Below are 12,368 nucleotides of genomic sequence, written 5' to 3'. Positions count from 1 at the left end.
GCGGTCAGCTGTTCTTCTCGTACAGGGCGACGGTGGCGCTCTTCGGCTGCCAGAACCCGGCCCGGTGATACCCCGACGTGATCAGCGGCGCCAGATCGGCCCGGGCGGTGAGCGGGTCGGGGCGCCGGTCGGCGATGACGAGCCAGATCCGCGGGGCGCCGGTGACCTTCGGCACGGGGTCCGCGTACTCGTGGGCGATCAGCCATCCGGTCCGCGCGGACGGCACCTCGACCAGCACGTCGGCCGGTGCGGCGGGCCGGCGGCGCAGGTAGTAGGCGGTTCCGGCGCGGATGGCACGGTTGCCGTCCGGGTAGACGATGATGTCGCCGGGGCGTACGTCCGCGCCGATGATCTTCGCGATGGTCCGGTAGTCGGCGCCGTTCTTGGCGGTGGGCCGGCGCACCGCCCGCTCACCGGGGACGGCGGCGAACCCGAGGAGCAGCACCACCACGACGGCCCGCACGATCGTGGCGCGGGACCGCTCTCCGGCGAGCAGGGCCACGGCGGCGAGCAGCGCCAGCGGGGTGAGGACGACCAGCAGGTAGCGGGCGACCCACATCGGGGAGATCAGCGCCGACACGACGGCGACCACGGCCAGCGGCGCGACGGCGTAGACGGCGACCGGCAGCAGGCGCCGGGCGGGCCGCCACACGGCGAGGACGGCGAGGCCGATCAGCAGCCACGCGACCTCACGGGAACCGGTGATCTCACCGGGCATGTCGTGGATCCGGGACAGCGTGATCGGCGCGACCCAGTGCAGCTGGGTGTCCTCCTGCGTGGTGCCGAGGTAGGCGATCGGCAGGACCGGCAGGACCGCCACACCGGCGGTGACCATCCAGGGCCGCAGCCGGTCGCGTGCGTGGACGGCGAGGTAGGCGGCGTGCGCGGCCAGCGTGGTGAGGGCGATCAGGTGGGAGAGGCCGAGGAACAGGACGCTCAGGCCGTACCCCGTCCATCGCCATCGGCCGCCCTGCCGGACCGCTCCGGCCAGCAGGAGGAACGCGAGCGCCGCGAAGAAGCAGGCGAAGGCGTAGGGGCGGGCCTCGGCGGCGTACCGCGAGGTGTTCGGCACGAAGCACAGGAGCACGCCGGCGATCAGGCCGGTGGCCGGGGTGAAGAGTCGTCGTCCGATCTCGGCGGCGATGGTGACGGCGCCGGCCATGGCCAGGATGGACGGCAGCCGCAGCGTGACCTCCCCGGTTCCGGCGATCGCCGTCCAGAAGTGGAGGAAAAGGTAGTACGGGCCGAATACGGCGTCTATGTTGGGAATGACGTCGAGGATCTGCGGCACCGACCGGGAGGCGACCTCCGCCGAGGTGACCTCGTCCCAGCTGAGCACCGGCCGGCCCGCGCCGACCAGGGCGATCGCGAGCATGAGCAGGCCCGGCACGACAGGGAGGAACCGCCCGAGGTCGCGCGGTGACGCCCGTCCGGGCGGCGATGGCGGGGCGTCGGCCGGTGGACCGTCCGACGGTGTCCGCTGTGCTGGTGCAGTCCTCGATCTGGTCGTGGTCCAGGATTCGGTCACGATCCGTCACCCCCGCGGTGTTCGGCGCATGTACCCGACCCACCCTGGCCTCCGGGATTCGCCCAGCCAACCCCATTCGACGCGATTGGCACGATCGCGTGAGGTCGACGCGGCGGAGGACAAATCTCCGCCGGGTACGGCCGGAGGCTCGCCGGAAACGCCGGAGCGGCCGTGGCCCGGGCCACGGCCGCTCCGGGTGCCGGGTCAGCTGCCGATCGGGCGGCCGTCCTTGTGCCAGGTGACGACGACGCCGGGCTTGGCGAAGCCGCCGTCGGGCCACACCGACGCCGGCTTCTCGACCGACGCGCCGGTGATCTCGCCGGGGTGCTGGACCGCCACGAAGACCGACTTGTCGTCGGAGGTGATGAACGGGCCGCAGGTCTCGGCGCCCTTGGGCACGGTCAGGAACTGGCGCAGGTGGCCGCGCTCCTTGCCCTCGATCGGCGTGGCGAACAGGCCGTCGTTGCTGCCGAGCGCGTTGCCGTCGGTGGAGATCCACAGGTTGCCGGCGCTGTCGAAGGCGACGTTGTCCGGGCAGGAGATCGGGGAGACCGCGGTCTTGTCGTAGCCGCCGAAGTAGGTGTCGGCGGCGGCCGGGTCGCCGCACACGATCGGCAGCTGCCAGGTGAAGCCGGTGCCGGTGTGGTCGCCGCGGTCCTCGGTGATCTCGAAGATGTGGCCGTGCTTGTTCGCGTTGCGCGGGTTCGCCTCGTCCGGCTTGGCGTTCGTGCCGACACCACGGTTGGTGTTGTTGGTCATCGCCGCGTAGATCTTGCCGGTACGCAGGCTCGGCTGGACGTCCTCGGGACGGTCCATCTTGGTGGCGCCGACCGCGTCGCCGGCGAGCCGGGTGAAGGTGAGCACGTCGACGGCGGTGAAGCCGGGCACGAACGAGGTGTTGCCGGAGACCAGCTTGATCCACTGGCCCTTGCCGTCGAACCTGCCGTCGGCGGGCAGCTTGCCGGTGCCGTCGATCTCGGCCGGGTCGCTGTCGCCGGTGACCTTGGCGACGTAGAGGGTGCCCGACTCCAGCAGCGTCAGGTTGTGCTTACGGGCCCACGGCGCGTCGCTGTCGATGTACTTCTTGTCCGACACGAACTTGTACAGGTAGTCGAAGCGCTCGTCGTCGCCCATGTACGCGACGACCTTGCCGTTCTTGGCGACGATGACGTTGGCGCCCTCGTGCTTGAGCCGGCCCATCGCGGTGTGCTTGCGCGGGCGGCCCTCCGGGTCGAACGGGTCGACCTCGACGATCCAGCCGAACCGGTTCGCCTCGTTCGGGTGCTTGGCCAGGTCGAAACGCTCCTGTGCCCGGTCCCACTTGCGGCTGTCGCTCGGGTAGCGGGCCGTGGTGGAGATGCCGTAGCGGGCCAGCTTCGGCTTGGCGTCGGCCGGAGCGCCGTCACCGCCGACGAAGTACTGGTTGAAGTTCTCCTCGCCGGACAGCACGGTGCCCCACGGGGTGACGCCACCGGAGCAGTTGTTCAGCGTACCGATGACGATCTTGCCGGCCGGGTCGGCGGCGGTCCGCACCAGCGCCGAGCCGGCCACCGGGCCGGTCAGCTTGAACTCGGTCTCCAGCGCGGTGATCCGGCGGTTGTACCGCAGCTTGCGGCCCTTGACCGGCTTCCATTCACCGGTACGCCCGACCCGCTCGATCTCCACGACCGACAGGCCGTGCGCCGCCATGGCGATCTTCAGCTGCTCGACGCCGAGAGCGTCCAGAGTGGTGAAGCCGGGGAACATCAGGTTCTCGTTGGTGTACTCGTGGTTGACCACGAGCAGGGCCCGGTCGCCCCCGCAGCCCGGCAGCGGCACGACACCGACGAAGTCGTTGTTGTAGCCGAACTGCTTCGCCTGGGCGGCCGCGGTCTGGTTGCCGATCTGGAAGGCGGGAGCGCCGGGCACCACCGGGTCGCCCCAGCGGATCACCACGGACGAGCGGTACCCGGCCGGGATGCTGACCTGGTCCAGGGTGTTCGGGGCGACCGTCTCGAAGGTCAGCTTGCCGGCTTTCTGCGGGTGGTGGCCGTGGCCGAGAGCGCCGCCGAGCGGGGCGGTCTCGACGGGGGCGGCCATGGCCGGTGAGGCGGCCGCGAGCGCGGAGCCGCCGAAGCCGAGCACCATGGCGCCGACGGCGCCGGCGCGGACCACGCCACGGCGGGTCATCTCGGCGTTGACAACGTCGCCCAGGTACGGATTGTCCGATCCGTTCGGGGCGGGGTGGTCACAGGCGTTGCCACAGCGGTACAGACAGGTCATCGCGTCCCGGCTGCCGCCACTGTGTCCCAGCAGCGGCAGCAGGCGGCGATTGAAGTCTGGCATCGGTTCGTTCTCCTCGGTCTCTCGTCACCTCGCGATGACGGGCTCGAGCGGACGCTAAAAGCCCAGGTGTACGGCGACCACCCAGCCCGGGTGGATCGAAGGTGAACGAGGCATGAACCTCCGTCACGTTTATCCGGCGTCCATTCCCGAGCCGCACGATGCCCCCCGTGACGAGCCCCACCGTGACTGTCCGTGGCCTGCCCGGGCCGCCGCCGCTGCCCGCCCTCGGCAACCTGCCCGATCTGATGCGCGACGGCCGGCCGCACCGGGGTCTCCATCCGGCCCACCTGGCCGGATACTTCCCGGCCCTGCTCACCGGGGCCGGCCGGCTGGCCTCGTTGTGGGCGCCCGGCGGCAGCGTCGCGGTCCTGCCCGACCTGCGGCGCTACACCCTGGACGTGACGTTCGCGCCGGCCTGCGGCCACGACCTCAACTCGCTGGAGAACCCGAGGGGCCGCCTCGCCACGCTGCTGCCGACGCTGCTGCCGGCGATCAACCGGCGGATGAGCGTGCCGGTGCCGTACTGGCGGTGGGTGCGCCTGCCCGCCGACCGGCGGCTCGCCACGATGCTGAGGGAATTGGACCGGCTGATCCGCATACGCACCGTGGCCGCCCGCGAGCGGATGACGTCCGGCGCGGCCCCGCGGACGGTTCTCGAATCGCTCGTGTCGACACCCGGCGGTGAGGAGCCGTTCACCCCGGCGGAGCTGTTCGGCAACGTGCTGACCATGTTGCTGGCCGGGGAGGACACCACGGCGTCGGCGATCGCCTGGACGCTGCATCACCTGGCGGCGGACACGGCGGCGCAGGGACGGCTGCGGGCCGAGGTGGCTGCCGCGCTCGGCGGCCGTCCTCCGGCAGACCCCTCGGCGGTACGGGCTCTCGCGTACACCAATGGCGCGGTGCGGGAGGCGCTGCGGCTGCACCCGGTCGCGTCGCTGACGGTCGTCGAGGCCGCCGAGGAGACCGAGCTGCCCGGCGGCGACGGCCCGCGGCTGCGCGTCGGGCCGGGCACCCCGATCTGGACCCTGATGACGTACGGCTCCCGCCGCGACACCCGCCGGTTCCCCGAACCGGGCCGGTTCCGGCCGGACCGCTGGCTCGACCCGGCCGCCGCGCGCCAGGGTGATCTACGGCACCTGCCGTTCGGCGCCGGTCCGCGGTCCTGCCCCGGCCGCGGCCTGGCCCTGCTGGAGGCGACGCTGGTGGTCGCCCTGATCGTGCGGGACTTCGACCTCGCCCCGGACCCGGCGAGCCGCCCCCGCGAGCGGGTCGCGTTCACCGTGTCGCCGGCCGGGCTGCGGGTGCGCTTGACCCGTCGCTGACGAGTTTTGCAAGTGGCCGTCAAGTGGCTCCGGTGAGACTGTCCGCGACAGGAACCCCCGGCCGGTCGTGGCCGCTGCCTCCACCCCCGTGAGGCAGCGGCCGCGATCGGCCGGGGTTCTCCGCGACGATCCACCGAGGAGTAATACCGTGCCCGTCACGACCAGGCCGTACACCCGCGAGATGGTGATGATCCACCGGGTGTTCCGTCGCGAGGCCGCCCAGCTGCGGCGCTTCGTCAGCACCACCGGGACCGGGGACGTCGCCCGCGCGCGCCGGCTGGGTCAGTGGACCCGCGAGTACATCGGTGGGCTGCACCACCACCACGCCACCGAGGACGCCCTGATCTGGCCGCTGCTGCACGAGCGGGTCACCCTCCACCAGGAGCTCGTCGACCGGATGGAGATGCAGCACCACGCGCTCGACGCCACCCTCGCCGAGGTCACCGCCCGCCTCGGCGCGTGGGAGGAGACGGCCGGCGAGACCGAGCGCGACCTGCTGGCCGACAGTGTCGCCGACCACCAGCGGGTCCTGCTGGAACACCTCCACGACGAGGAGGAACTGGTCATGCCGCTGGTCGAGGAACACCTCGAACCCGACGAGTGGGAGAAGGTCGGCAAGGCCGGCCTGGAGAACCTGCCGAAGGACAAGGTGTTCCTGGCGCTCGGGGCGATCCTGGAGGAGGCCACCGACGAGGAGCGGGCGTTCTTCCTGGCCAAGGTGCCGGCCCCCGGGCGGGTGCTGTGGAAGCTGTTCGGGCAGCGGCAGTACCGCCGCCAGATGGCCGCGCTGCGCGGCGGGACGCGATGATCGCCTTCTCCCTGCTGGGGCCGGTCCGGGCCTGGCGGGACGGGGCCGAGTTGTCGCTCGGGTCGCCGCAGCAGCGCACCACCCTGGCCGTGCTGCTGCTCCGCGAAGGCCTGCTGACCACCATGGACGAGCTGATCGACGCGATCTGGCCGGAGGACCCACCGGTCGCCGCGGTCGCGACCGTCCGGACGTACCTCTCCCGGCTGCGCCGCCTGCTCCCGGTCGCCACCGGCGTCCGCATCGACTGGATCGGCGGCGGCTACGTGCTGACCGCCCCCGCCGGCTCCCTGGACGTGGAGGTCTTCCGGCAGCACACCGCCCGTGCCGCCGACGCGATGCGCCGCGACGACAAACCGGAGGCCATCACGCACCTGCGGGCCGCCGTCGACCTGCACCGGGGCACCCCGCTGTCCGGCGCGGCCGGCGGCTACGTGGACGGTCAGCGGGCCCGCCTCGCCGAACTGTGCCGCGGCGCGGCCCTCGACCTGGTGGCCCTGACCGTGGAGACCGGCGGCCACACCGAGGCGATCGCCGACCTGCGGGCCATGGTCGCCGAGGACCCCCTGCGCGAACGCTGCCACGCCCTGCTGATGACCGCCCTCTACCGGGGCGGGCGGCAGGCCGACGCGCTGGCCCACTACCGCCAGGTGCGCCGCACCCTGGCCGACGAGCTGGGCGTGGAGCCCACCCCCGAGCTGCAGGCCCTCCACCAGCGAATCCTGCTGGGCGCCGGCTGACCGGTGTGCTGAACGTGGGTGGCGGCGGGCGGCCGGGGTCGTCACGAACCCGGCCGCCCGCTTCTCGTGCCCGCCGGACTCCCCACGAATCCGGTGGTGGGCACGGTGCCCGGCCGCCCGCTCAGCCGGCCAGGCACGCGACTCCGGCCAGTGCGCTCACCACCCCGCACAGGTGCACGGCCGGCAGTCTCTCCCCGAGGACCACCCGGTTGAGCAGCACGGTCACCGCCGGGTAGAGGGACGCGACGATCGCTGCGGCGCCGATGGCCGCACCGGCCGCGGAGAGGGCGAACGCGCTGTCAGCGGCCGTCTCCAGCACGCCGACGACGACCGGGAAGATCGACAACCGGGGTGGGACACGGCGCAGGGCCTGCCGGCCGGTGACGGCGAGCAGCGCGAGGCCGGCGAGACCACCGGAGATCAGGGCGTACGCGGTGGCCGTGTACGGATCGTCGGGAGCGGCCTCGTGCAGCAGCACGAAGAAGGTTCCGAAGCCGGCGGCGGCGCCGGTCGCGCACCACACCGCGGGCCGGCGCCGGGGTCCCGCCGGGTGGTCGACAGGCCAGCTGGCCAGGGTGATCCCGGTGAGGGCGGCGGTCGCGCCGATCACGCCGCCGGCGCCGAGCCGTTCGCCGTGCAGCAGGCCCCACCCGACCGGGACCAGAGCCGCGCCGGCCGCGACCGGGGCGACCACGGTGAGGGATCCGTCGCGCATGGCCCGGTAGAGCAGCCCCATCGAAGGGACCCCGATCGTCCCGGCGACGGCGCTGAGCGCCAGGAGACGTACCCCGCCCGGCAGTGGCTCGGCCCGTCCGGCCACATGGAGCAGGGCGAGCAGCATGCCGGTCAGTTTCGAGCCGATCAGCAGCGAGCGGACCGGCAGCCGCCGTGCGCAGAACCCGGCGATGAAGTCCGAGGACCCCCACGCCGCCGCCGCGAGACCGGCCAGCACCCATGTCGCACTCAACGCTCTGTGACTCCCGCTTCCCCGGCCGGATCGTGCGGGACCCGCCCGGCCGGTGCACGGCGAGCCCCGTGCTCCATTGCCGGACAGAAGCGTCGACAGGCGATTGACGATGGAAAAACCCCGAGACGGGGAAGATTGTCGCGTTCCCGACGCTGTCCGCTTCGGAAACGGGAACGACTCGTCAGTGCGCCTAAGATCTCGGGACGAACCGGCCCGCGGTGACTCTGCGTCAGGTTCCGTCCGGCTGCGGGACCGGCCGCCCCCGCACGGCAGCGCGGCGCGGGACGGCGCGAGGCAGTGGGGCGGCGTGGGACGGCGGTCGCGAGCGGAGGGCTTGGCGGATGCAGACCGAGATTCGGGTGCTCGGCCCGATGGAGGTGCTGGTCGGTGGGCGGCCCGTCGCGCTCGGCGGTCACCGGCAGCAGGCGGTGCTGGCCATGCTGGTGGCGGCGCGCGGCCGGGTGGTGCCGGTGGAGCGGATCGTGGCTCAGGTGTGGGCGGGCGACCCGCCTCCGCAGCCGCTGGCCTCGCTGCAGGCGTACGTCTCCCGGTTGCGCCGCGCGCTGGAACCGGATCGGGCGCCGCGGACGCCGGCCCGGGTGCTGGTCAGCGACGGCAATGGGTACGCTCTGCGGCTGCCCGAGGACGCCGTGGACGCCTGGGGGTTCGTCCGGGACGTCGACGGTGCGCCGGAGGCGGTGGAGGACGCCGAGGAAGCGGCCACGCTGTTGCGGAAGGCGCTGGCGCGCTGGCGGGGCGCCCCGTTCGCCCGGTTCGCCGGGGAGCCGTGGGCGCGGGCCGAGATCACCCGGCTGACCGGTGTGCACCGGCTGGCGCGGGAGCGTGAGGTGCTGGCGAAGCTGCGGCTGGGCCACGCAGGCGACGCCGTGCCGGCCGCTCAGGGGCTCGCCGAGGCGGAGCCGTTGCGCAGCCGCGCCTGGTGGCTGTACGCGCTGGCGCTGTGGGCCGCGCACCGGTCCGCCGAGGCTCTGCACGCGCTGCGCCGGCACCGGCGGCTGCTCACCGCCGAGCTCGGCCTGTCACCGGATCCGTCGATCGGCGAGCTGGAGCGGGCGATCCTGGAGCAGCGGCAGTCGATGCTGCACGAGGTGCTCGGCACGGCGCCGGCCGAGCGGGTGCTGCCCGCGCAGTTGCCCCGGGCGCCGGTCGGCTTCGCGGCCCGGGAGGCGAAGCTGGCCGAGCTGAGCCGGCATCCCGACGGCCTGCTGGTGATCACCGGGACGGGCGGCGTGGGCAAGACGGCGCTGGCGGTGCGCTGGGCGCATCAGGTCGCGCCCCGCTATCCGGACGGGCGGCTCTACGCCGACCTGCGCGGGTTCGGCCCGGAAGGCGTGCCGGCGGCGCCGGGTGAGGTGCTGGCCGGGTTCCTGACCGCGCTCGGCGTGCCGGATCAGCGGATCCCGCCGGGTCAGGCGGAGCGGACCGCGCTGCTGCGCAGTGTGCTGGCCGGGCGCCGGGTGCTGCTGGTGCTGGACAACGCGCACGACGCGGAGCAGGTCCGTCCGCTGCTGCCCGGCGCGGACGGCTGCGCGGTGGTGGTGACCAGCCGGGACCGGATGAGCGGGCTGGTGGTGTCGGACAGCGCCCGGATCGTACCGCTGGACGTCTTCGACGCGGCCGACTCCCGCTCCTACCTGCGCGAACGACTCGGCGCGGCGGTGGTGGACGCCGACCCGGCGGCACGCGACGTGATCGTGGCGCGGTGCGGCGGGCTGCCGCTGGCGCTGGCCGTGGTGTGCGCGCGGGCCGGCGGGTTCCCAATGGCGGCGGTGGCCGAGGATCTGGAGCACGGGTCGCTGCCCGACCTGTGGTCGGTGTTCTCCTGGTCGTACCGGCAGCTGCCGAGCGAGGCGGCGGAGCTGTTCCGGCGGTTGGCGCTGCATCCCGGGCCGGATGTGACGCTGGCGGCGGCGGTCAGTGTGAGCGGGGCGAGCCGGCCGGCCACCCGGGCGGTGCTGCGCCGGCTCACCGACGCGCACCTGCTCGACGAACGGCTGCCGGGCCGGTTCGTCTTCCACGATCTGCTCCGGACATACGCGGCGCGGGCCGCGGACGAGGAGGACGACGCCGCCGCCCGTGACGACGTGATCCGCCGGCTGGTCGAGCACCATCTGCATTCGGCGAACAACGCGGCCAAGCGGTACATGACCTACCCGATCCCGGACATCGCCGGTGAGCCGGCCGCGGACGTGGCCCCGGAGGAGTTCGCCGATCCGGCGGCCGCGCTGGCGTGGATGGCCGGCGCCTACGACAACGTGATGGCGCTGGCCGCGGTCGCCCCCGATCGGTATCTGGGTCCACTGGCCGGGGTGCTCTGCCCGTACCAGCAGGATTTCCGGTTCTTCGTGGACGACTCGATCGAGCTGTGCCGGCGGGCCGCCGCGGTCGCCGAGCGGGACGGGCTGGGATGGTGGAAGCGGTACCTGCTCTTCCTGATGGCGCGGGGGCACCTGTGGCGCAACGAGGGGGACGCCGCCCGGCCGTTGCTGGAGCGGGTGATCGCGTCGGCACGGGAGGCCGGTCTGCCGATCAGCATCGCGCAGGGGCTGATCGCGCTGGTCACGTCGATCACCGGCTACATCGGGACGCCGGAGCGGGAGGCCGTACGGGAGGCGTACCCGTACGCGCTGGAGGCTCTGGAGAATTATCGGGCCGCGCTGGACGATCCGGTCTACGGCCCGACGGCGCACATCGGGACGGCCCGGACCATGCTGACGATCGCGTGGTGGCGGTTCTACGAGGACGGTGACGCGAGCGGGGCCGCGGGGCTGATCGGCGAGGCCGTGGACGAGCACGTGGCCGGCGGCAACAGTCAGCACGCCGCGGAGGCGCTGCTGAACCTGGGCTATCTGCGGCGGGCCGCGGGCGACCCGGGCGGGGCGGTCGCGGCGTTCCAGCGGGTGCTCGACGAGCACGGTGACGTGGCCGAGCACCGGATGGACCCGCTGATCGGGCTCTACCTGGTGCACACCGGCGCCGGGGACGGTGCGGCCGCCGAGCGGGTGCGTGAGCAGGCGCAGGAGCTGGCATCGACGGCCCGGTACCACGACGTGGCCCGGCTGCGTGCGGTGCTGGGCTCGGGGTCCGGGTCGTGATCGAGGTCCGGGTGCTGGGCCCGTTGCGGGCGCTGGTGGACGGAGCGCCGGTGGCGCTGGGCGGGCCCCGGCAGCGGGCCGTGCTGGCGATGCTGGTGGCCGCGAACGGCCGGACGGTCCCGGTGGACCGGATCGTCGACGAGCTCTGGGGCGACAGTCCGCCCTCGTCGGCCCTGGCCACGCTGCACGCGTACATCTCGCGGTTGCGCAAGCTCCTGGAACCGCGACGCGCGCCGCGCGCCGCCGGCACCGTCCTGGTCAGCGATCCGGTGGGGTACTCGCTGAGCCTTCCCGTGGAGGCCGTCGACGCGTGGTGCCTGGAACGCGCGGTGCACAGTGTCCAGGAACAGGCCCGGGAGCTGACCGCGGAGCAGGCGCTGGCGATCCTGCGCGCCGCCCTGGACCGGTGGGCCGGCGAGCCGTACGCCGGGTTCGGGACGGCGCCGTGGGCGCAGGCGGAGGCCACCCGGCTGCGTGAGGCACGGCTGGCCGGCCGGGAGCGATCGATCGCCTGCCTGCTCAAGCTGGGTCGCGCCGAGGCGGCGATCGCGGCCGCCGGGGAGCTGGCCGCGGAGCATCCGCTGCGGGGGCTGTCCTGGTGGCTGTACGCGCTGGGACTGTGGGCCGCCGACCGGGACGCGGAGGCGCTGACGGTGCTGAACCGGCATCGTGCGCTGCTCGCCGAGGAGCTGGGGCTGGACCCGGAGCCGGCGCTGGCCGAGCTGGAGCAGGCGATCCGGCTGCGACGTGGCGAGGTACGGGAGCGGCTGCTCGACGTCGGGGCGGAGCACGCGCCGGACGAGTTCACCGTACGGCCGGCGCAGCTTCCCCGGACCGCCGCCACGTTCGCCGCACGGGAGGCCGAGCTGGCCGTCCTGACCGGGCGCGGCGCGCCGTTGACCGTGATCACCGGGCCGGGCGGGATCGGCAAGACCACCCTGGCCGTCCGGTGGGCGCATCAGGTCGCCGACCGGCATCCGGACGGGCAGCTCTACGCCGACCTGCGCGGTTTCGGGCCGGAGGAGACGGCCGCGGAGCCGGCTGACGTGCTGGCCGGATTCCTGGTCGCGCTGGGGGTGCCGGGCCGGCGGATCCCGCCGGGCGAGGCGGAGCGGTCGGCGCTGTTCCGCGGGCTGCTGGACGGCCGGCGGATGCTGCTCGTGCTGGACAACGCGCAGACCGCGGAGCAGGTCCGGCCGCTGTTGCCCGGCGCCCCCGGCTGCACGGTGGTGGTGACCAGCCGCAACCGGCTCGCCGAGCTGGGCGCGCCGACGTGTGAGCTGGACGTCTTCGACGCCGCCGAGGCGGCCGCCTATCTGCGGGCTCGGCTGGGCGCGGCGCTGGTCGACGCCGAGCCACGGGCGCGGGACGCGGTGATCGCCCGCTGTGGTGGCCTGCCGCTGGCGCTGGCGGTGGTGTGCGCGCGGGCGGGCGGGTTCCCGCTGTCGGCGGTGGCCGAGGAACTGGCCGAGGAGGAAGGCTTGGACGCGGTCGCCGGCGGCTGATCTCCCGGGGCCCGGTTCTCGCTGGTTAGCGTTAACAAAATTCGCCGTCCTGGGCTT

The 12,368-nt window shown here is 73.7% G+C and carries 8 protein-coding genes; 5 read left to right on the top strand and 3 right to left on the bottom strand.

What is annotated here, in order from left to right; genetic code table 11:
* Positions 1–4 precede the first annotated feature (4 nt).
* Together BM290_RS23145 and BM290_RS23140 are read right to left on the bottom strand one after the other, a co-directional pair.
* The gene (locus BM290_RS23145; protein ID WP_093617351.1) at positions 5–1,390 is read right to left on the bottom strand and encodes a glycosyltransferase family 39 protein; all 1,386 of its coding nucleotides are present in this window, start codon (positions 1,388–1,390) and stop codon (positions 5–7) included.
* A gap of 342 nt (positions 1,391–1,732) precedes the next feature.
* Positions 1,733–3,853, bottom strand: a complete 2,121-nt coding sequence (locus BM290_RS23140) for a PhoX family protein (protein WP_093617349.1) — start codon at positions 3,851–3,853, stop codon at positions 1,733–1,735.
* A gap of 167 nt (positions 3,854–4,020) precedes the next feature.
* Between BM290_RS23140 and BM290_RS23135 the strand changes: the two genes are divergently transcribed.
* From BM290_RS23135 to BM290_RS23125, 3 genes are all read left to right on the top strand, one after another.
* Complete coding sequence (locus BM290_RS23135; protein ID WP_177319856.1) at positions 4,021–5,178, top strand: cytochrome P450; 1,158 nt, start codon at positions 4,021–4,023, stop codon at positions 5,176–5,178.
* Positions 5,179–5,326: 148 nt separating this feature from the next.
* Positions 5,327–5,986 (top strand): hemerythrin domain-containing protein, encoded by a 660-nt coding sequence (locus BM290_RS23130; protein WP_203779000.1) that lies wholly within the window; start codon positions 5,327–5,329, stop codon positions 5,984–5,986.
* Positions 5,983–6,723, top strand: a complete 741-nt coding sequence (locus BM290_RS23125; protein WP_093617345.1) for an AfsR/SARP family transcriptional regulator — start codon at positions 5,983–5,985, stop codon at positions 6,721–6,723. Before BM290_RS23130 ends, BM290_RS23125 begins: the two co-directional genes overlap by 4 nt.
* A 121-nt stretch (positions 6,724–6,844) precedes the next feature.
* Here BM290_RS23125 and BM290_RS23120 read toward each other — a convergent pair whose 3' ends face one another.
* Entirely contained in the window at positions 6,845–7,690 is an 846-nt protein-coding gene (locus tag BM290_RS23120; RefSeq protein WP_239143184.1) for an EamA family transporter, read from the bottom strand.
* Positions 7,691–8,031: 341 nt separating this feature from the next.
* Between BM290_RS23120 and BM290_RS23115 the strand changes: the two genes are divergently transcribed.
* Together BM290_RS23115 and BM290_RS23110 are read left to right on the top strand one after the other, a co-directional pair.
* Complete coding sequence (locus tag BM290_RS23115; protein ID WP_093617341.1) at positions 8,032–10,806, top strand: AfsR/SARP family transcriptional regulator; 2,775 nt, start codon at positions 8,032–8,034, stop codon at positions 10,804–10,806.
* On the top strand, positions 10,803–12,311 hold the full coding sequence (locus tag BM290_RS23110) for an AfsR/SARP family transcriptional regulator (RefSeq protein ID WP_093617339.1): 1,509 nt from the start codon (positions 10,803–10,805) through the stop codon (positions 12,309–12,311). The genes BM290_RS23115 and BM290_RS23110 overlap by 4 nt, the downstream gene beginning before the upstream one ends.
* Positions 12,312–12,368 lie beyond the last annotated feature (57 nt).

This window comes from Actinoplanes philippinensis (genome assembly GCF_900113015.1).
Lineage (GTDB): Bacteria > Actinomycetota > Actinomycetes > Mycobacteriales > Micromonosporaceae > Actinoplanes > Actinoplanes philippinensis.
This window is presented reverse-complemented; position numbering and strand designations above follow the sequence as displayed.